The organism is Psychrobacter sp. I-STPA6b (assembly GCF_020662265.1).
In the GTDB taxonomy this organism is placed as follows: domain Bacteria; phylum Pseudomonadota; class Gammaproteobacteria; order Pseudomonadales; family Moraxellaceae; genus Psychrobacter.
Genome location: NZ_VEWM01000057.1, coordinates 251,407 through 273,795 on the forward strand (window position 1 = coordinate 251,407; position 22,389 = coordinate 273,795).

The window sequence follows — 22,389 nt, forward strand, 5'->3', positions numbered from 1 at the left end:
CCGCAATATTATTTAGGATATATAAGGTCTGTTACATATCCAATGCTATAGCCCAGCCCTATCAAAGGGCTCACTCAAAGTCGATTATTCAAAACGGCAAGGTGAGCTGCTACTAGAATGTGAAGCGCCCCATTTTCTATAGCCTTGCGTATCAATATGAATTGACCCTGTCGGATACAAGCCCAAACCAAAGTTATACTCTTCACCCTGATATGCCCAAAAAGCACACATATTATTTTGTAAGTTACTAATCTGCCATTCATTATACTGATATTCTGGCACCCAAATATCAATCGCACCATTAAGCATATGTTTACTACCAGAAGAACCACCAGCACAGTCATTTAAGTCAGGTGGGCGATATACAGAACGTATCTGTGTACTGGCAGGCAAAATTCCTTGCTGTCTTAATACCGAATAAAGACGTAGTGTCTGTAACATATTATGCCACAAATACTCTGGTGGAATCTGATATGGCTCATAGCCACAAGACTGCCAGCTACGTGCAGTTGTTAGCAACTGTTGCATCGGCGGTACGTTATAGTTACCCAAATGAGATGCTAAATAATCACGATAGCGTGCAACTTGATAACGACGACCACTCGCTGCATTTAGCCAGCGATTAAAGTCCATCTCATTAACAATAATACCTGTACTTACGCCACCTTGAGGAGAAACACGAACTTGCTCATCAATCACCAATCTTGTATCCAAGTTTTGACTACGCTCAAACTCTTGTTGCTTTGAACTAATGAGTCCTGCCAAATTATCCTTAGTGCCATAGTTCACACGACGTGTCGGCACAGGTTGTACTGTAGATTGAGAAGGACGTATAACAACTTTAGGAGAGCTTTCACGCAAAGAAACTTCCGCCATACCGGCTGGTATAGTGCCATAGACAATGCCACTAAATATGGCAAATGATATAGTAAGAGTGGATAAATGATGAGAAAGTTGAGACATTTTTTATAACCATATTTGCTTATTATTTAGTTGTACTATTCCAGTTTATAGTGTAAACGATATTAATAACCGTGTCTGCATCATTATTTCAAAGTAACTTTCAGAAAAATTAATACTGTTATAGTTTTGTTTACAGGTATATTTTGTTGCATCATTACCATAAAATATACTATCAAATTTTTGCCAAGCACGCTAAACTAATGCGCCTATATTAGATTTCGTTGAATATTCATCATCCTAATCCAATATTTACAAGAGTTACAACCTTTTAGCTTATATGTAAAATCTGGCTAAATTTTTTCTACAATACAAAGATAAAGCTCAACAGTTTATAATCCCAACTATTTCTGTTTATACTTTTATCTTTACAATATCGTTATATTATTTCAAAGTAATTCATCTATTTTTGTTGTTTGCCTATGTCTTCTACCTCACCAAATCAACAACAATATCGCTTTTCCCGACAAACACATCATTTTGGTCATGATCACACACCAAATATTTGGGAACGTATTCATATTGATCCTTGGCTCACATTATTACTACTCACCATTTGTTTTTTAAGTCTTGCCATTCTCTATAGTGCTTCTACTCAAGATATGGCAATGGTTATTCGACAAATGGTCAGCTACAGTATTGCCTTTACTGTCATGTTTGCTATGGCTCAAATTCCACCCAGCATCTATCGCTTATTTACACCCTTTTTCTATGTTGCTGGTGTCTGTTTATTACTACTTGTCGAAATTGCAGGTGAAGTACGCATGGGTGCTCAACGCTGGATTAGTATTCCTGGCTTTGGTAGTGTGCAGCCATCAGAATTTATGAAACTGGGTATGCCAATGGCTTGTGCTTGGTTTCTTTCAAAACGGGACTTACCGCCTAAAATAACTACTGTAGTGATTACCCTGATTGTCATCATGCTACCAGTTTTACTCATTGCAAAAGAACCAGATTTAGGAACTTCTCTACTGGTTGCTGCCAGTGGTATTTTTGTATTATTTCTAGCAGGACTACCATGGTGGATGATTGGATCAGCAATTGCAATGATGATACCTCTAGTCTGGGCTGGCTGGCAGTTTTTTATGCATGACTATCAAAAACAACGAGTCTTAACGTTACTTAACCCAGAGTCTGACACTTTAGGTACTGGTTGGAACATTACCCAATCCAAAATTGCCATTGGTTCAGGTGGTATCTCTGGCAAAGGCTATCTTGAAGGAACACAGTCACATTTACACTTTTTGCCAGAAGGTCATACTGACTTTATCATTGCCGCATTTTCAGAAGAGTTTGGTCTCATTGGTGTATGTGTTTTACTGTTCTTATATGCTTGTATTTTGATGCGTTCTTTATATATTTCACTGATACATAAAGATACTTATGGTCGGCTTTTAGGTGGTGCAATAGCTATCTCATTTTTTGTATACGTCTTTGTCAATATTGGCATGGTAGGTGGTATTTTGCCAGTTGTTGGTGTACCACTACCACTCATTAGTTATGGAGGTACGGCTGTTATTACACTAATGGCAGGTTTTGGACTACTCATGTCTATTTATACTCACAACCCATAACTTTCTCATCAAGTAACAATGAGATATCCATTGTCAACTTAACATAGATTATTTGAGATTATTGCTTATTGACAATAACCTTAAACCAAATGGGAAAGCTAACTATAAATTAACTGCTATTTCTTAATAAAGATTTCTAATATTACCATAAGTTTGCTGACTAATAGATATTCGTATGTTCAAGGTTGTAATCATGCAGAAGTTAAGGTAACCTATTAGGTACTGATAGTCATGGGACAAAATCTGTCTAAATTAACCAGACAAAATTCTATACTTTTGTTCTATTATATCTCTTTATTCTATAATGATGGTGTTGCTGTATTGGAGCAATATTATGTTATGTGCTTAGTATTTAATAAATATTTAACACATATTGTAGCTTAGTAAGAGTCAAGGTTTTCACTTATCTTACTAGTAAAGTCTACTGAATAAAGGAAATAAATACAGACGCTTTTTAACACAATTACTCGATACTTGGTTATCAAATAGATGCTAATACAGATTCTATATTAAGCATCGCCGCTTACCTAGTATCGTTTTATTTTGCTTTATAAAAAGCGACGACTGGTTGATTATCTAATTCTTAAATTATGAGGTGCTTATGAAAAAGCAACAATCCCGTCTGCTTTTAACAGCTTGCTTAATCGCAGGATCTAGTTTTAGTTTGACAACAAATGCAGCTGAGCTACCCACGACATCATCTGTATTGTCTTCTCAGTCTTCTACATCAAATATCGATCATGTTTTAAATGAACTGACACGCCAACATAACAATGCCTCCAGTCTCGTCAAACAAGCTCGCCAGCCTGTATCCTTAGCTGTAAAAAGCCCACTACTAACAACTGACACCTCTATTGCTACCAATGATGAAAATGTATTAGAGCGCTTAACTGCAGTTGCATCTAATAGTGTCAGTCGCTTTAAACAAACTGGACTAGCATCATGGTATGGTCGTCAATTTCATGGACGTAAAACAGCTAGTGGTGAAACTTTTAATATGAATGCTTTAACAGCAGCTCACCGCTCCCTACCGTTTAACTGTTATGTTAAAGTTACCAACCAATCTAATGGTCAAAGTGTCGTTGTAAAAGTAAATGATCGTGGTCCATTTCATGGCAATCGAGTTTTAGACTTATCTTATGGTGCTGCTAAACAAATTGGATTAACCCAAGATGGTGTTGGTAATGTCACAATTGAGCGTGTGAGTGGTCCATAATCGTTCATTTATGTTATTCATAAATTAGACAAATACAATACTAGCCACTTTTTGCTTAATACTAAAAACCTTCTGTATGGTGTTCTACAATACAGAAGGTTTTTTGTAATCAATTCACATTCCTCTAAAACAAAGACAGAAGAATCAAGCCAATATAAAATAATTAAAATAATCAAGTACAGGTAGCTCTCGCTACTAAAAGTAGGAATATTAACGAGTTCATTAACGCACTGTTTATCAACATCAGAAGGCAAATTTAGCCAATTTTAAATGAAAGTAAAAATAGCCACATCCCCTGGAGATATTAGCCTAACGGGGCGGGATATTAAACAGACCCTATATTCTACGTTCAGCTATAACTCAAATACATGCGCAATTGCATCATCCAAACGCTCTACAGGTATCACAGTGATTCCAGCAAACTGCTTCATTTGGCTTTTTGGTGCATTTGCCTTGGGTACAATGGCATGAGTAAAACCATGCTTCATTGCTTCCTTTAAGCGCTCTTGTCCATTTGGTACAGGGCGAATTTCTCCTGATAATCCGACTTCACCAAACACTGCTAAAGAAGAAGGTAATGCTTTTTCTCGAATACTAGAAGCACAAGCTAACAACACCGCCAAGTCTGAGCCTGTTTCCATCACTTTCACACCACCAACCACATTTACGTATACATCTTGTCCACTGGTATGAATACCACCATGACGGTGCATGACCGCCAAAAGCATGGCAAGACGTTGCTGATCTAATCCCAATGCCATTCTGCGTGGCTGACCTTGTGAGTCATCAACCAATGCCTGTACTTCAACCAAAAGTGGACGCGTTCCCTCTCGACTTACCATCACCACCGAGCCAGCAATCGGCTTATCATAACGACTTAAAAATATTGCCGATGGATTTGCTACTTCCTTTAACCCCGTATCAGTCATACCAAAAATACCCAGCTCATTCACTGCACCAAAACGGTTTTTCACTGCTCTAATCATACGGAATCGAGAGTCAGACTGCCCCTCAAAGTACAAAACAGTATCAACCATATGCTCTAATACACGAGGCCCTGCCAGTGTTCCCTCTTTGGTCACATGCCCAACCAGAAATAATGCTGTTCCTGTCTGTTTTGCATATCGTGTCAACATAGCAGCAGACTCACGAATTTGACTGACACCACCTGGTGCTGAGTTAATCGCTTCTGTATAAATTGTTTGGATAGAATCAATCACAGCGACAGCAGGTTGCTCTTGCGTCAAAGCAGCACAAATAGTCTCTACATTAGTTTCTGCCAATACCCGCAATTGATCTGCTGGTAATCCTAGTCGTTGCGCACGCATTGCCACTTGCGATAAAGACTCCTCTCCCGTTACATAGAGCGCACTACCTGCCAGTGAATCTACTTTTGCCATATTAGTTGCAGTTTGTAGCAAAATAGTTGACTTACCAATCCCCGGATCACCACCAATAAGTACCACAGACCCTGCAACCAAACCCCCACCCAACACACGATCAAACTCACCAATTCCAGTTGGTAAGCGTGTATCCAAAGAGACACTAACTGCACTTAATGGCATCACCCCACTATGCGCTCCAGAATAATTTTGATGCGCAGTAGTAGATACTGACTTTGTATGAGTTGACTTAGTAGAATGACTGTTATTCTTATGGTGAGGCATACTGACATTAGGTGCTTCAACCAATGAGTTCCACTCCCCACAGTCAGAGCATTGTCCAGACCACTTACCAAAATGTGCACCACAGTTTTGGCACACATAACTACTTTTATTATTTTTTGCCATTAGCCGACACCACAAATTATCATAAATGATTAAACCTATATTTCTATCTACCATTTGCCAGTGGATGATGACATATATGCCCCATTAACCAAATAAAGCTAATGGGGCATACTAAAATCATAAACGTATAAGTACTACTAATTACAATCAAACTGCTTGAAACTAAACTTGGAAATCTTTACCAAGATATACTTCTCTAACCAGCTCATTATTAAGAATATTCTCAGGCGTTCCTTCAGCAATAATAGCGCCTTCACTGACAATATAAGCTTTTTCACATATTGCCAATGTCTCTCGAACATTATGGTCTGTAATCAAAACACCAATACCACGATTTTTTAATGCCGTAATTACTGCTTTTATATCCCCCACTGAAATAGGATCAACTCCAGCAAAAGGCTCATCCAATAAAATAAATTTTGGGTTAGCTGCCAATGCACGTGCAATTTCACAGCGTCTTCTTTCACCACCAGATACACTCATACCCAATGAATGACGTACATGCTCTAGACTAAACTCAGTAATTAGTTGCTCTAAGTTTTGTTGTTGTTGCTGTTTATTCAGGTCTTTACGTGTTTGTAGAATTGCTAGAATATTCTGCTCAATAGAAAGTTTACGAAAGATAGAAGCTTCTTGAGGTAAATAGCCTATACCCGCTTTTGCTCGCTCATGCATGGCATATGCTGATAAGTCCTGATTGCCAAGTTTAACAACTCCTTTATCCAACCCAACCAGACCAACAACCATATAAAAGCTTGTAGTTTTACCCGCACCATTGGGACCTAGTAACCCCACTACTTCACCTTGAGTCACTGCAAATGAAACATCTTTGACCACCCAGCGTTTGCCATAGCGCTTTGCCATATTACGCATTGATAATGTTAAGCGTTCAGTCATTCCTTCTTGGTGACTGTTGTTATATTGATAGTGAGTCTGACTTACTTGCTCAGTTGTTGATGTTACATTTGTACTCATAGAATACTAATTCCACTCAAAGTTTTTCATCAATCCAAATATGCCTTAAACTTTCTAATACTTTACTCTGCAATAACATAAAATCTAAGTCATATAACCGCTATTATCTAACGTATTCCCTGACGACGTACATTTGGATTTGGTGGTATGATTAACTCCACACGTTGACTACCCCCTGCGGTTGCCTCAACATCACCAACTTTTAAACTATAACGAATCACATTACCTGAAAAACTTGCACCATTTTGTGTTAATCTAGCATTTCCTGTCAGTGTAACAATACCCGTCACTGCATTATAGACAATTTCATTTGCTTGTCCTTTTGCCAACCCTTTTTCCTGTGTGACAACCTGTTGCATCGTTGCAGGTCTACCTGTTGCCACTGCTGTTTGAATACTACGACCATCCGCTAAATTCACCGTCAGATTAGAGGCAGTTAGCTTCAAAGTACCTTGAGTAATAATCACATCTCCAGAATAAGTGGTGACACCTGTTCGCTCACTATAAGTTGCTCTATCAGCTAACAGCTTAATCGGCTGATTTGCATCTGAAGGTAATGCATGGCTTGTCATACTAAAGAGTGACAGCACCAATAAACAAACAATAGATGAGATATTTTGACCAGATTTGTACATAAAACATAGACTCATAACGTAAAAATAAAGGTGCTATTTAACTCAGCATTATCAGCATAATAACAGAAGGCTTTGCCAAATAGGATATTAACACATGCAATAATTACAACAATACTTGCATCATTCATTAAAATAAGGGTTTGTCTTGACGAGTAGGTGGCATAAATGTCATGGCAATCTGTGCAAACTCATACTCACCTGTTGCTAAGTCTGCTTGGAAACTGTTTGCCTCAAAACTATTATCTCCCTGCTTCACCATGATAGGTTGATTACTTAAAAGAGTCTTTCGATGTATATTACCCAAAAGTGTCTGCGCATTTAATACCATGCTTTCTGATACAGAATGTGGTGTTATTGCCCCACTATCACTGCTATTATTATCATTACTATCAACTGACCTAGCCTCTTTACTGGGTAAGCGATAACTAGATAGCACCACATTGTCTTTCATGACAATATCACCACTATCATGATTCAAAGAGGCTAACTGTGCTTGTAATGTCACACCCTGATTTTGCTGTGAGCGCCATTTTACATTAACCTGATCCATCTGATCAGTATTACTATCCATATAATGTGTTAGCTTATCTGCCTTTAGTAAATAATCAACCTCACCTAAATGATTAGTCTGTAAAGCATGAATTCCTGTTGCCTCATACTCAATATTAGACGCGCTCAAAGTAATAGGATTATCTAAGCTACCCTGCTCTTTATATAACCAAGATGCCAAAATGATGGCAAGAAAGGCAAATACAATTAACATTCGCGTATTCACAACGACTCCAAAATATGGTGCATCATATAACGACTATAAAAATTGTTATAACACATACTGCTGAATATAGTCATCATATACACCATGACCTTTTAATATCAGATCACACACCTCACGTACTGCCCCCATTCCACCTGTTCGAGATGTCACCATCATCACACGAGATAAAACTTCTTGATGGGCATTAGGAACCGTCGCAGAGAATCCGACTGACTGTAACGCCTTAATATCTGGCAAATCATCACCCATATAAGCACACTCTGCCAAACTAAGCTCAATATCTGCTAGCAATTCATTAAGTGCTACTAACTTATCATCTCGACCTTGTACAACATAATCTATGCCAATTTCTTTGGCACGTTTTTCAACCATTGGGCTTTTACGCCCTGTAATGATTGCTGTTTTAATACCATATTTTTTTAAAGCTTTTACTCCAACACCATCTTGGACATAAAATGCTTTGGTTTCTATACCATTAGCATCATAAATAATCTGACCATTAGACAAAATACCATCAACATCTAGTGCCAATAGCTTTACTTTTCCAGCTTCATTAATTAAATCACACATTATTACTTTCCTATATTATATTTATATCAACCTTATATAAACTTATTGATGAAGCCTTAAAGTCACCTAACTCACACCTGCTTGTAATAAATCATGAATGGTAATCACACCTTCAAGTGTCTGATCTTTATTTAATACCAATAATTGATTAATAGACTTTTCATTCATCAAGCTAAGAGCATCCGATGCCCGCATCTCTTTACTAACTTGTTGTGGATTAGCAGTCATAATCTCTTTCATTGGTGTCGATAGTGCTATTTGCTTTTCTAAGCCACGACGTAAATCACCATCAGTAAAAATTCCCACTACTCTATCTGTATCATCAACCACAACTGTCATACCCAACCGCCCACTGGTCATCGTAAATAATGCTTCATGTAATGATGCATCTACTGATACTTTGGGTAAACTTAAATCTTCCTCTGTCTGATGCATCAAATCTGCTACTCGCATCAACAATTTACGCCCTAATGCACCAGCAGGATGAGACATGGCAAAGTCCTCAGAAGTGAAGTCTCGCGCATGAACCAAAACAACAGCCATCGCATCACCCAAAGCCAAAGTCGCTGTGGTACTAGATGTTGGTGCTAGGCCAAGAGGGCATGCTTCATCAAATGCACCCAAGGTCAACGCCACATTAGCTGACTTAGGTAAGATACCGCGTTTGTCACGACTAATACTAATCATAGGAATATTTAACTGCTTAACCACAGGCAACAAAGTCTTAATCTCATCTGACTCACCTGAGTTTGATATGGCTAACAATACATCACCAGCCACCAGCATGCCCAAATCACCATGCCCTGCTTCACCAGGATGCATAAAAAAAGATGGCGTACCTGTAGAAGCAAAAGTTGCAGCAATTTTACGCCCAATATGACCAGACTTTCCCATACCAGTCACAACAACCCGCCCCTGACACTGAAAAATTAACTGGCATGCTTCAACAAATCGTTCATCTAACTGCTCAATTAGTAAATCTAATGCGGACTGCTCTGTACGAATTGCAGATGTTGCAAGACTAAAAATCTCTTTTTTAGAAAGGGAGATGTTTCCAGAATGGTTTGATTTTATCATATGAGTTTGCCTATACTTTGGCTGACTTAATAAAGTTCTGTTATACTTTTTAAAGATGCATCAAGATAGAGTATAAACTATTTAATCATTGTATAAGATAGATTATTTTTAAAGTGGATAAATACGATAAGATAATCATTTTCATTAAAATTAGATAACAAAAAACCTGCGTCTAGCACAGGTTTCTATTGAATCACTTAGCTCTGCAAATAAGATAAATATTCCAAAACATTACTTGTTTATATATGTATCACATATCATTGTCAGCAGATTTTTTAGTATTCTTTTAACTTAACAACCAGCATCTATTACTGTTTTATTATAATATAGCAAGGTCTAGTTATCGTTAAAAAATGTAGTTATCAAAATAACTTACTGTACCAGTAAATAAATATTCAACTTTTTTAACTGTGATTATTTAGCTAAATCAAATATTTATAAGTACTGGTAGAGATATTTATTTTAATTATTACCAGAATAATCTTCGTCTTGACCATCATCAAAGTCTGTATTTTCTGATATAGGTTTTGGAGCATCAAATCCACGCTCTTCAAAGCCTCTATCTTCGAAACCACGTTCAGCACCAAAACCACGTTGTGCACCAAAGCCACGGTCAACGCCAAAGCCACCACGCTCCGCACCAAAACCACGATCTTGGCTAAAACCACCGCGTTTAAAACCTCCACGGCTACTTCCAAAACCTTGATCAAAACCACCAGTTGCCATACCGCCAGCACCACGCTCAAAACCACCAGTACTACCATAACCAGCTTGATAGCCACCAGACTGAATACCACCAGCACTTGGTACGCTAGATGTACCACGTGGATTACGAGCTGGCACTACTGTAGAGATAGCATGCTTATATACCATCTGGCTCACTGTATTTTTCAATAGTACAACATACTGATCAAATGATTCAATTTGACCTTGTAGTTTAATACCATTTACTAAAAATATAGAAACCGGAATACGGTCCTTACGCAATGAGTTCAAAAACGGATCTTGTAACGTTTGCCCTTTTGACATTTGAGTATATCTCCTAAGTATTGACGCTATTTCATACAAATATAAGCGTGATTTTATCTAATTAAAATTAAATAGATGGTTAAATATTCTTATCAAGAAAATTTGTTTTATAAATACCTAGATAGATAGGCATTGTAAAGTATGTCATAACAATATAATATCAAGCTATTATATTACTTATTATTCATACCGAATCAGTAAACTTTTTATTGTTCTATATGGAAGTATCCATAAACTTTTTTAATTCTTGCACATCATCAAAAGTCTTTATCCTACTTTTAGAACACTGTGTCAATGTATTTGTAAAACAATCAAGTTGTTCAAACTTTCGCAACCAAGTAAATTGTCTTTTAGCAAGTTGCCTAGTTGCATATAATGCCTTATTTTTCATATCTTGACAAGCCACTGAGGGTGGTATGTCGTTATTCTTTGGTGATAACTTTGTAAGTGATAAACTCATCTTTTCTTTCTGTATCGTACACATTCTATCATGTTTATATGTCGTTGTAAGCTTCTCTTGGCATACTTGGCTGAGCGACGCTGTAGCATCCATTAATAAATCCATCACTGGATGCTCAATATTCTGTAAATAATCCAATACTTGACGATATCCTACACAACGCATTGAGGGCATCTGACGAGATAATGGATATTGCTCAATCAAAGATATGACTTCTTCCACCAGACCTTGTTGCCACATAATATCTAATCGTTTCGCAATACGTTGATGTAACCATGCTCTATCTGGAGTGACTATCAAGGCATGCCATTGCTGTTCTGGATTATTTGCCAGTGCAACTTTTGGTGTTTGTTGCCACACACTGAGGGGCTGACCTGTCTGCATATATACTTCAACAGCACGAGTAATGCGCTGTGTATCATTTACCGATAGTCGCTGTGCCATCGCTGGGTCAACTTGCGTTAAATAGTCATGTAACGCATGGATGCCTTCTTCTTGTCGCTTTGCCTCTACCTTGGCACGTATGCCTGCATCACTATCTGGTATGTTTGAAATACCATCAAATAGTGACATGTAATACATCATCGTTCCACCCACCAATAGAGGAATCTTTCCGCGCCTATGGATTTGAGCAATCAGTGTGTCTACATCTGCCACAAAGTCCGCAACACTATACTGCTGAGTTGGATCAATAATATCCACCAAATGATGTGGATATTGGGCTAATTCATCTGCCGAAGGCTTGGCTGTACCAATATTCATATCTCGGTAAATCAGTGCTGAATCCACAGAAACCAGCTCAAACTGACCTGTATCATACAACTCATAAGCAAGTGCTGTTTTACCACTGGCTGTTGGCGCCATCAGGCAAACCACACTGTTTTTATCATATAGTGTGTTCATTATGTTTCTTTTAGCCTTTATTCATTTGCATTTGCTGAATCAATCATTGCCGTCAATATTTGTGCTAATTGACCATAATTAATAGTAGCTAATGACTGATTTTGTATAAAATCCTGCCAAGATTGTATGCGCTCTGAGTTAGAAGATATGGATTCTGGACAAGAAAAAAACTCATAAAAAGATTGATTAATTTGTGACATTGCATCTGGTGCAGACATATCAATATTATCTTGAAACATAGATGATATGTCTGATTGAAACATAGATGATATGTCTGATTGAAAAGATTGCAAGAATGACACCAGCTCATTGTAATCAATCAAACTCATACCCTGTTGGTGTTGTATGATAACGCCATCAGCTAACAACTGGGGATACTGTTCTTGTGCCATGAATAACAAGCATTGTGGAATCAATGGTAATCGTGTTCTAGATGAATTATCTAGGATAGAGCCAGATGGAACGGAGCAATTAACACGACCGTTAACTTTAACATCCTGAATATCATTGCTATCATCGTTTTGGACAAATGGCTGAACCGTGTTACTAACACAGTGATATGCCTGTTTTGGCTCATTAACTTGGTGAATATGGGTATCATTACTTTGTCTTGTATTCTCAGGCTGTATTACCAACTTCGGACTTTGCTGTTGTATCCGCTCATACCATGCCTGTAAACGAGAGGTCACCATAACTTCCAGATGTGCCAACACATTAGGAAGGGTATGAATACTGATTCGCTGTTTACTTGGGTGGACATTCACGTTCAGCCAGTTTTGTGGTAATGTAAAAAATAGTACGTAGCCCACCTGCGTATGGCTGGCTTGTACCCTTGCTGGTAATGCTTGGCGGATACCATCACGTATTGTTTGTGCAATACGTGTGTCTTTAACCAATCGCCCATTAATATAAATCAACTTTGGTAAATCTATTTTTGCCCTATCGCTCTGGATATTTTCAGATTCAGCTTTCATAGCACGTTGAGAAGAGTACTGAGAGAATATATCTGGTAATAATAAAGTACCAGTAATACCTACTTGACTAGATTGCTGTAACTGTTCTTCTATATCCTTAATTAATCCTGATAGGTCGACTTGCAAAGGCAATGGCTCTAAATCATGTGCAAACTCACGCGCAAAAATTGTCTTGAGACGTGATAAAATCTGCGCTATACCACTACCACAGCTAACACCTTCTATCGTTGCCATATCAGAGGTAAATAATGTACTGGCTGACTCATCCATATCTGCTGTAATAGCTGGCAGGTGCAAACGACGCTTACCATCATGCCACAAACTAACAGTAACTTGGCTCACTGCCAATGCCAGTTCCCGTACCACAGTTTCAATATGTGCAAACTCAGTAGCAATTGACTTTAAATTTGCACGACGAGCGGGAACATTAAAATATAAATCTTTTACAGAAACAGTTGTTCCTTGGGTGTGCAAAATTGGTGATACCAACGGCTCATCATGAATCACACCCACAACACTGAGTTGCCTACCAATACCACTATCATCATGACAGCTACTGAGTGTCAATCGAGATACAGCCGCTGTTGATGCCAATGCCTCCCCTCGAAATCCAAGGGTTTGTATCCCGTGCAAATGTGCCACATCAGCAATTTTACTGGTCGCATGACGTGTTACTGCCATCACCATATCATCAGGATGAATACCACAGCCATTATCACGAACTTCTATCTGAGCCATACCACCTTGAGTAACCTTAATCTCAATCTCTGTTGCACCTGCATCAATGGCATTTTCCATTAACTCTTTTACAACAGAAGCTGGGCGAGTTACTATCTCACCTGCTGCCAACTGATTAATCAATAAAGGAGGCAGTTTTTTAATACGTGCTGAATCAGAAGAAAATATTGGCATATAATACTGCTAAAGTTAATATGGTTCATATAGCTAAGTTAAACACTTAGTCTTCTACTACTATAATTAATTCAAATTATAATACTGATGATATGAGGAAAATGAGTAAAGATATTAAAGATATATAGAGGTAGTACAAATTAGCTTAGCAACATCACAATTTTTATATTAATTTCATAATATTAATCTATTAGTTCGACATTAATGTTGCCAAGCTTAATCCAGCATGAATGCCTATTTTACTAAGCTGTAAATGCACTTGACGTTGATGATTTGATAACTGGGTAATATCAATAAATAAATGTGGTGCTGGCAGGTATTCATCAGCTTGGCTTGCCCATTCAATGATAATTAAAGCATTAGGATCATTAAAATACTCATCAAAGCCAATAAAAGACAGCTCTTCTGGGTCTTGCAAACGATATAAGTCAGCATGATAAACTGATTTTGACCCACCAGCTACTTGTGCAATTTGATAAGGCTCAACTAAAGTATAAGTTGGACTTTTCACTGAGCCTTGATGTCCCAATGCTTGTAGCCAATAGCGTGTCAATGTGGTTTTTCCTGCACCCAAGTCTCCCGATAACCACACACTACCAGATGGTATTATTGTCACCAACTGCTGTGCTAATAACTGTGTGTCTGCTTCAGTACTTAGCAATAACTGAATAGCATCAGACTTTGTACTATCAGAAGCCTCAACTTTAGAAAAATTAGGCACATTAGTCATTGCCTTTGTCTCCATCAACGCTTCCATCTTTTACCGTTACTTGCATATCCACACTAGGATTCATAAACGGCTCACCTCGTAGCAACTTGGCATACATCTGTGGGTCGTGCCATTCACTTTGAATCTGCTGGCTAAACTCAAAATCTTCTAAACGCAATTTACCCATCTGTTCATTACGCACATCCTCAGCAAAGCACTGTGCATACCCTGTTGCCGTTTCATGAGCTATCACAGAATACACCTGCACATCAGCTTCACCATTGCACATCTGAGTCTGTCGTAAAATCGCATCTGCCCAAAAGAAAATGACTCGAGAAAATTGCTCAGCAGAAGGGGATACTGGCAAGCTAATCCAACGGGCGCTAAACTTTTGACAAGCTTCAATATACTCAGGGTCATCTTTATTCCAAAAACAGATGGCATGGTCAAAGCTGTCTATCATATCCTTGATAGATGACTTTAACAGACCAAAATCATACACCATCTGTCCATGATCAAGGCGATGTGCCTCTAATATCAGCTCAATCTGATAGCTATGCCCATGAATCGAGCGCTTGCAACGATCTGAGCTACAATTACGCACAATATGAGCGTTTTCAAATTTAAAAAGTTTTCGGATACGCATGATAAAATCAATGATAAAAAAATGGCATGGGTGGATAGTATACCAAATCCCATGCCTGACTTCAGTGAACTATCATGAATAATCATGATTGACTTACTTAAACTATTAGAGTCTGTTGAACAGTTATCTTCATAGGAAAAATCTAACCAATTGATACATGAAAGTAAAATATAGCTGTATCCCATGTAAATACTAATCTAGCGGGGTGAAATCTCAACAGACCCTCACCTATTGAAAATGGCTTAATGACGAAACTTCACTGGTTGTACTGCACCAGTTGGGTTTGGTAAGTTAGGATAATGGTGATCATGCTCTACATCACATTCCTCCCCAACAGTTGCACCACTATCATCAACGGGCTTATGAATATAACCAATACGCTCTTCAGGTGGTAAATGCTCATGCTCCCATATCATCACCGCTTGCATACAAGTTTGGCGCTGTTCATCAGTCAACCTGCGCCCATCTGCCCATTTACCCAACTCAACGGCTGTACGAAACTTTTCCACCAGTTCAGGCGTTAATGTATCAAGTACTTGCTGTTTATCCATTATTTCTACCTTAACTATGATTTAGCTTGAATAGGATATCACGATAATAACCATGATTTTAAAAACTAATCCTGATTATCCAGACTGAATTCTTCGGCATGTGCATTCCAGTTTAATTTTGTACGACATGCCTTATAAAAATCAAACCCTGGAGGATGCAATAATGTTAACTTATCAGGATGTTTACGAATATGCAGTTGCTGGCCATGGTCTAATGGTACACTGGTTTTACCATCTGCACTGACCATCGGCTGAGTGCGATTATCTTTATGAATCTGAATCACAATCTCACTATTGCCACTCACCACGATTGGTCGGCTCGATAAGGTATGAGGATGCATTGGTACTAAACAGATGGCATCCATACTTGGATGAATAATAGGTCCTCCCCCTGATAAAGCATATGCTGTTGAACCTGTTGGTGTCGCTACAATCAATCCATCGCTGTGCTGGCGGTACACATCTAATCCATCTATTTTCATCTGAAAGTCAATCATATGCACAGACTTACCTGCATGAAGCACAACATCATTGAGTGCCATATCCTCATGAATAACATGGCGTCCTTCCAAAATCTCACACGTCAATAAAAAACGCTGGTCAAGCTGATAATCTCCCATTAAAACTTGACATAACTTTTTACCAACTTCATCTGGATTAACATCCGTCAAAAACCCTAACCGTCCACGATTCACACCCAAGACTGGTACACGATATCTTGCCAGCGCATGTGCGGCGTGCAAAATTGAACCATCACCACCAACCACCACAACCAAATCGCATATCTCTCCAATCAAGCTACGCTTAACAATCTGTAGTGTTTGAATATGCTCAAGCTTCATGTCTGGTAAATGGGCTGTCTCTGAATCCATAATCAGATTTAATCCCATTTCATTGACACGCTGAGCTATCTCTGTAATGGTCTGAATCACACTTTTTTTATGCGCCCGCCCCATCAAGCCAATACGCCGAAACGCTGGATTTTTAATGTTGAAAAATAATGTAGAATCCGATAAATTCGGGATTTTATGCGACTGTGCAGAGTGTTCCATGAGCTGGGATACTATTATAATGGATAAATTATGAAGCTTTTATAATAAGCAAAATAATACAATGAACATGACATCAACTATTATTTTTATTAACGTCAGTCAATTATATCAACCTGTGTTTTAGGGAGAGCTTTACTTCTTAAAGTAATGGTACAAACATCAACCCATTACATTAACTGCCCTATACACCAATGGTTGCAAGCCTAGCATAAATTTTAGCAGGATGCATCCTGCCAACAGCACTCAACTAACAACTTAAATACATACTTAGAAAATATATCATGAATTGATAAGATTTCTATATAAATTATCATAACAGTTTTACTATTGTTTTTCTTAAATTAGTACTTATAATTACAGGACTTAACTTAAATCAGGAATGCGGTATAGACCCATTTTTACTTAACTAAATACTGCAACTTTTATAAGGAAACATAACTATGGCAAACCCAATTGTCAGCCGTACCCAGCTTGCTACTGGTGGTCGTGCGATGACTGTCAAAGGCGTCATCCAAAAAACCAGTTTTTTACTTGGACTTAGTGCTGTCACTGCACTTGGCTTTTTCTTTTTTATCTTAACTCAAGGTCTAAGCTATTCTTTTGTAAAAATTGCCGCTTTCGGTAGTATGTTTGCTGCTTTTGGCTTGGCACTTTTGATTACTTTCAAACCACATTTAGCAAAAACTTTAGCTGCACCTTATGCTATTTTAGAGGGATTGTTTTTAGGTGGCATCTCTTCATTCTTTATGGCGATTGCACCTACCGTTCCTTTAACTGCATTGAGTGCTACTTTTGTCACTGCCGCTATCATGCTTGGTTTATATCGTACAGGTGTCATTAAAGTAACAGAAAAGTTCCGCTCTATCTTAATGTCAGCCGTATTTGCCATCATGCTACTATACTTAGTACAGTGGGGCTTTGTGATGTTTGGCTCAAGCCTTCCTTTCTTATTTGATGGAGGCATGATTGCAATTGGTTTTAGTCTATTTGTAGTTGTGATTGCTTCATTTAGTTTATTGTTAGATTTTGATAATGTTGAGCGTGGCGTCGCCATGGGTGTATCAGAAGAGTATGAGTGGATTTTTAGTATTGGTATTCTAGCCACTCTAGTCTGGATGTATGTAGAATTCTTACGCTTACTTAGCTACTTACAAGACTAAATAAACCAGTATCAAGACAAACAAAAAGGTCGTTCAACTTGAACGACCTTTTTTATTCTCAACTAATAATGAATAAAGCCTTCTTCTAAAAATAGCTTGCTTATAAGAACTCAACAGCTGCGCCTTCATTAATTGTGGAATATAGAGCCAAAGCATCCCAGTTTGTCAAACGCACACACCCATGAGAGTTTTGCTGGCTTATCTTCTCTGGCTCTGGAGAGCCATGTATACCAAATCCTTGTTTATTTAAGCCAAGCCATACACGCCCGACAGGATTATTTGGACCTGGAGGAATCGCACTGTTTTTATTACGAAAGTTACTATTATAAGTTGGATTCAATACTCGATTGATAACTTTATAATTCCCATTTGGCGAAGGGGTATAACGTCCTCCAACTGTCGTAGGGTATGTGGCAACCAGATTATCACTATCATCATAAGCATAGAGTATATTTTGCTTTTTATCGACCACAACTTTATCTACAGCTTTCATATTTGGTGTACCACGATTATAGATCGTAATGGTTTCACCCGCCTTAAAACGCTTATCTGTATTTAACGCGCTTAACAACCCCTGACTCATATGAAACTTTTCTGCCAATGCTTCCTTAACACTTCGATACTGCACTCCTTTGCCTAACCTTGGCAAATAAACATCATCTTTAGTCAGCGTATAATTAACCAAAACAGGACGATTGGCTAGTTCAGTATCTTCAACCAACTTTAACCATGTATCAACGTTCATCTCATTGGTTTGTGGTAAGTTATTTGCTTTTTGAAAAGCTTGCATCGCCTTGATGACATTACCACCGAAAGCACCATCTACTGCACCGACACCATGTTGATGCCAGTTAAGTAGCGCTTGAATTTTTATAATTACATTACGATTTAATTCTTTTTGTCCATACCATGAGGTGATATTAACTTTTAGTGCATCTAAAGTTAAGTTTTCTACTGAATAATCAATATCTGGAACTGCTTTTGCTAGACGTGCTTCGATACTACTGCCATCGTCATCTTGCTGCTCATCATCTTGTATACCATCCTCATCCTCAGCGAGTAATTGACTGTCTTCTGGCAAAGCATCTTCTGATTGTCCCTTCTCATTGACATCTTCTGTCTCACTGACCTCAGTATCTGCCAGTTGTTCAGCTGATTGCTGAGTGATATCATCCAAATTAGTATCCAACCCAGCATTGAGGCTAGTCTGTCCACTTTGATTACACGCTGATAGTAAAGTAATACTTAAAATACTACTGATGGCACAAACCATGTATTTTGCTTTCATATTCATTTCAACAATTTTTTAACAGAAGTTGTGATAATAGTCGGCAAAATAATAACATATTTTTCTAGTAAACAACGCCATGTTACAGGTTGTTAATACTATTTAATCATCATCTCATACCATTACAGTTCTCTACTTAAGGCATTCAAAACTTTCACAGAAGCTAAGCTTGTTTTAACCGTAGTGCATTTAAGACAACTAATAAAGAGCTTAAAGACATACCAATAGCAGCCAACCAAGGTGGCACAAAACCTAAAGCAGCAGGAATTAAAACCACTGTGTTATACCCCAAAGCCCAATACAAATTTTGCTTAATGATTCTTTGCGATTGATCAGCAACACGTTTTGCATCATTTACTGATGTTACCTGTCCATCTAATATCACACTATCACTAGATACCTGTGCTAGGTCTGCTGCCCCCGCAATCGCTGTTGAGATATTCGCGGCTGCTAACACTGGTGCATCATTAATACCATCCCCCACCATCATAACCACAGCGCCTTGTTGCTGTAACTCCTGAATATGATGCACTTTATCTTCAGGTGATAGTCCATTATAAGCTTGATTAATGCCAAGCGCCTTTGCAACTTTTAAGGCTTGTTCACTTGGATCACCTGTTAGCATCAGTGGCGTGATACCTTTAGCTTGTAATGTGGCAATCATCGTTGCCATACCATCACGCACTTTGTCATTAAAATAAAAATAAGCCAATGGTTGCCAAACAGATTTACTTCCATCTACCACCTGTTGTGACAATGTAACCACTGTACTGGCATGATATTTTTCTAGGTTTGGTAACTGGACATTCAATTGCTTATCTACTGACTCTAACTGGGTATTAGTAGCAAATGCAATATGCCCTAGACGATACCGTATACCATCAATTTTTGCTTCAACACCACCTGCAGGATATAACTTTAAATCTTGAGTTGTTGGTAAATGTAGCTGATAGGCTGCTGATAAAATTGCATGGGCAATCGGATGGCGACTGCCAGTTTCAAGAGCAGCCGCTATTGCTAATAGTCGTTGAGCGCTGGTCGTGCTTTCTGGTGTTTCTATTTTATTCGCTGTGTCAGCTAACGTTTCAATATGCAACAGATTGGGTTTACCATAAGTTAATGTACCTGTTTTATCAAACGCCACATGTGTCACTTCTGCCAAAGTCTGCAATGTGTGACCACGTGTTGCTAAAAATCCATAATGGGCAACTCTATTAGTCGAAACAGTCAAGGCTATTGGGGTTGCTAAAGATAAGGCACACGGACAGGTTGCAACTAATACTGCCACTGTTGCCCAAATGGCTTGGCTAATATCATTAGGGTCATACCAACACCAGCCCAAAAATACCAATATTGATAAAACCAAAACTCGTGCTACAAACCAACGTGCCCATTTATCTGCCTGTTGTGCAATTTTTGGTTTTTCACTCATCGCACGATTCATTAGCCTATCAATTAAGCCCATTTGGCTATCTTCAGGTAATGCAGTAACCAGCATCACAAAGGGTTGGCTATCATTTTGTGAGCCACCCACAATAGCATCACCCAAGTTCTTGACAATTAAATCACTCTCACCAGTCAGTAGGCTTTGAGAGACTGTCGCTGTTGGACTACACAATACCCCATCAGCCAAAACATCCATACCCGCTTCAATAAAGATAACATCACCAACCTGTAACACATGGGCAGTAATTTTCTGGCTTACAAGCTCAGAGTTATCTATAGAATCATTAAGTGTCCTCTCTAAATTGTGTGTTCTTAACGCTGCTAACTGTGCCAGTCGTTGTATATACTGTGCATATTTTGACTCTGGATAATCATTGCCACTTTGATTTTGTAGAGATGATTTATCAGCCGTAAACTGTAATGCCTGTTGCGCCAGCTCTGACTCATGCCCCAGTTTTTCTACCAACGTTGGCTCAAGCACTACCAAATCATTTGCCATATTAGAGGCTTTTAAACGGGCATTATGCTCAATATAACGCCCTGCCAATAAAAAGAAGATAAACATACTAACAGAATCATAATAAGTCTCTCCTTGACCAGATATTGTTGCATATAAACTGGCAAAAAACGTCACAAATAAGGCAATACTCACTGGCACATCCATATTGACTTGCCGAGCTTTTAGCGCTGTCCATGCAGATTGAAAAAAAGGCAATCCAGCATAGAAAAATACAGGTACACTAACAAACAAAGAGACCCAACGTAAAAAGTCACGATGCTCTAATAACATGCCCCGATATTCACCAAAATACAGACCAACTGCAAACATCATCGCCTGCATTGCTCCTAATGCAGCAATACCAAGGCGAATCAACATCTGTTTATTGTATCGTGCCAGCATGGCTTCATGTGTATCTTGTCGATATGGTCTGGCATCATAGCCTATTTGATTAATCGTTCCCAAAATGCGACTAATTGGCAATTTTGCCTCATCCCAGATAACTCGCATACGCTGATTGGTCAGGTTGACTTGACATTGTGAGACACCGTCCAACTCATAAAGCCGAGTCTCAATCAACCAAGTACAAGCTGCACAGCGTAAATTGTTAACGGACAGCTCTGCTACTGATAAACCATCTTGTGCATATACAAACTGCGACTTAACTTCCTCATGATCATATGCCTCTAGCTGTGTCATCTGTATTGGTAGACTGGCAGTACGATTAATCTCTGTACGATCTAAATAATACTGCTCAAGTCCTGCTTCTACGATACTTTCACTAGCAAGCTGACAGCCCAAACAGCACATCTCACGAGACTTGCCAAGTACTGTTGCAAAAAAAGGTGGCGTTGGCACAGGGTCTCCACAATGAAAGCAATAGCCTTTATCAGGGATGATCAATTGCTCAAATAATGCTGAAGATACTGGTTCAGTAGAAGAACTATTAGAAGTAGAGCTTGACGGAGCTTGTGAATTTTTCATAGCTAACAATAAAATCAAATGCCAAGATGGAAAGTCATATTGTAGCAGTTTTCATTACCTTACCTTTGAGATTATTCAAAAGTGAAAAAATCATGAAAACGTACAAATCTGTAGGAATACTACTGATATTTACTATGATATTATTGAAAATACACCTTTTTTAAGTCATCATTAGACAGTTTTTAGTCAATTTGGTAATCGTCT

Annotated in this window: 19 protein-coding genes; 3 read left to right on the top strand and 16 right to left on the bottom strand. The window is 38.4% G+C overall.

The genetic code is table 11. The features are described 5' to 3' along the window. Positions 1–84 precede the first annotated feature (84 nt). A complete protein-coding gene (locus tag FHK88_RS04980; RefSeq protein ID WP_227429654.1) occupies positions 85–963 on the bottom strand; it encodes a D-Ala-D-Ala carboxypeptidase family metallohydrolase in 879 nt (292 codons plus the stop codon). Between the two features lie 419 nt (positions 964–1,382). Here FHK88_RS04980 and rodA point away from each other — a divergent pair, with 419 nt between their 5' ends. After that, positions 1,383–2,534, top strand: a complete 1,152-nt coding sequence (gene rodA, locus FHK88_RS04985) for a rod shape-determining protein RodA (protein ID WP_227429655.1) — start codon at positions 1,383–1,385, stop codon at positions 2,532–2,534. Positions 2,535–3,135: 601 nt separating this feature from the next. Further along, positions 3,136–3,750, top strand: a complete 615-nt coding sequence (locus tag FHK88_RS04990; protein WP_227429656.1) for a septal ring lytic transglycosylase RlpA family protein — start codon at positions 3,136–3,138, stop codon at positions 3,748–3,750. Between the two features lie 353 nt (positions 3,751–4,103). Here FHK88_RS04990 and radA read toward each other — a convergent pair whose 3' ends face one another. From radA to FHK88_RS05055, 13 genes are all read right to left on the bottom strand, one after another. Continuing rightward, positions 4,104–5,540, bottom strand: coding sequence for a DNA repair protein RadA (gene radA, locus FHK88_RS04995; protein ID WP_227429657.1), 1,437 nt, complete (start codon positions 5,538–5,540; stop codon positions 4,104–4,106). A gap of 162 nt (positions 5,541–5,702) precedes the next feature. Beyond that, on the bottom strand, positions 5,703–6,437 hold the full coding sequence (gene lptB / locus FHK88_RS05000) for an LPS export ABC transporter ATP-binding protein (protein WP_227429691.1): 735 nt from the start codon (positions 6,435–6,437) through the stop codon (positions 5,703–5,705). Positions 6,438–6,622: 185 nt separating this feature from the next. Next, on the bottom strand, positions 6,623–7,087 hold the full coding sequence (lptA, locus tag FHK88_RS05005; protein ID WP_227429692.1) for a lipopolysaccharide transport periplasmic protein LptA: 465 nt from the start codon (positions 7,085–7,087) through the stop codon (positions 6,623–6,625). 190 nt (positions 7,088–7,277) lie between these two features. After that, positions 7,278–7,925, bottom strand: coding sequence for an LPS export ABC transporter periplasmic protein LptC (gene lptC, locus FHK88_RS05010; protein WP_227429658.1), 648 nt, complete (start codon positions 7,923–7,925; stop codon positions 7,278–7,280). A gap of 45 nt (positions 7,926–7,970) precedes the next feature. Beyond that, positions 7,971–8,495, bottom strand: coding sequence for a KdsC family phosphatase (locus tag FHK88_RS05015; protein WP_227429659.1), 525 nt, complete (start codon positions 8,493–8,495; stop codon positions 7,971–7,973). Between the two features lie 66 nt (positions 8,496–8,561). Then, the gene (locus FHK88_RS05020; protein ID WP_227429660.1) at positions 8,562–9,572 is read right to left on the bottom strand and encodes a KpsF/GutQ family sugar-phosphate isomerase; all 1,011 of its coding nucleotides are present in this window, start codon (positions 9,570–9,572) and stop codon (positions 8,562–8,564) included. 462 nt (positions 9,573–10,034) lie between these two features. After that, positions 10,035–10,601, bottom strand: a complete 567-nt coding sequence (gene hfq / locus FHK88_RS05025; RefSeq protein WP_227429661.1) for an RNA chaperone Hfq — start codon at positions 10,599–10,601, stop codon at positions 10,035–10,037. A 214-nt stretch (positions 10,602–10,815) separates the two neighbouring features. Continuing rightward, positions 10,816–11,964, bottom strand: a complete 1,149-nt coding sequence (gene miaA / locus FHK88_RS05030; RefSeq protein ID WP_227429662.1) for a tRNA (adenosine(37)-N6)-dimethylallyltransferase MiaA — start codon at positions 11,962–11,964, stop codon at positions 10,816–10,818. Positions 11,965–11,981: 17 nt separating this feature from the next. After that, complete coding sequence (mutL, locus tag FHK88_RS05035) at positions 11,982–13,850, bottom strand: DNA mismatch repair endonuclease MutL (RefSeq protein WP_227429663.1); 1,869 nt, start codon at positions 13,848–13,850, stop codon at positions 11,982–11,984. 190 nt (positions 13,851–14,040) lie between these two features. Then, complete coding sequence (gene tsaE / locus FHK88_RS05040) at positions 14,041–14,580, bottom strand: tRNA (adenosine(37)-N6)-threonylcarbamoyltransferase complex ATPase subunit type 1 TsaE (RefSeq protein WP_413680444.1); 540 nt, start codon at positions 14,578–14,580, stop codon at positions 14,041–14,043. After that, positions 14,573–15,205, bottom strand: a complete 633-nt coding sequence (locus tag FHK88_RS05045; RefSeq protein WP_227429665.1) for a 6-pyruvoyl trahydropterin synthase family protein — start codon at positions 15,203–15,205, stop codon at positions 14,573–14,575. Before FHK88_RS05045 ends, tsaE begins: the two co-directional genes overlap by 8 nt. Positions 15,206–15,447: 242 nt before the next feature. Beyond that, positions 15,448–15,756: a YeaC family protein gene (locus tag FHK88_RS05050; RefSeq protein ID WP_227429666.1), complete on the bottom strand. Its 309-nt coding sequence runs from the start codon at positions 15,754–15,756 to the stop codon at positions 15,448–15,450. A 65-nt stretch (positions 15,757–15,821) separates the two neighbouring features. Continuing rightward, positions 15,822–16,808: an NAD(+) kinase gene (locus FHK88_RS05055; RefSeq protein ID WP_227429667.1), complete on the bottom strand. Its 987-nt coding sequence runs from the start codon at positions 16,806–16,808 to the stop codon at positions 15,822–15,824. Positions 16,809–17,248: 440 nt separating this feature from the next. Here FHK88_RS05055 and FHK88_RS05060 point away from each other — a divergent pair, with 440 nt between their 5' ends. Then, positions 17,249–17,968: a Bax inhibitor-1/YccA family membrane protein gene (locus FHK88_RS05060; protein ID WP_227429668.1), complete on the top strand. Its 720-nt coding sequence runs from the start codon at positions 17,249–17,251 to the stop codon at positions 17,966–17,968. Between the two features lie 100 nt (positions 17,969–18,068). Here FHK88_RS05060 and FHK88_RS05065 read toward each other — a convergent pair whose 3' ends face one another. Together FHK88_RS05065 and FHK88_RS05070 are read right to left on the bottom strand one after the other, a co-directional pair. Beyond that, positions 18,069–19,256 carry a L,D-transpeptidase family protein gene (locus FHK88_RS05065; RefSeq protein ID WP_227429669.1) on the bottom strand — a complete coding sequence of 396 codons (1,188 nt, stop codon included), beginning with the start codon at positions 19,254–19,256 and terminating at the stop codon, positions 18,069–18,071. Positions 19,257–19,419: 163 nt separating this feature from the next. Beyond that, entirely contained in the window at positions 19,420–22,185 is a 2,766-nt protein-coding gene (locus FHK88_RS05070) for a heavy metal translocating P-type ATPase (RefSeq protein ID WP_227429670.1), read from the bottom strand. Positions 22,186–22,389 lie beyond the last annotated feature (204 nt).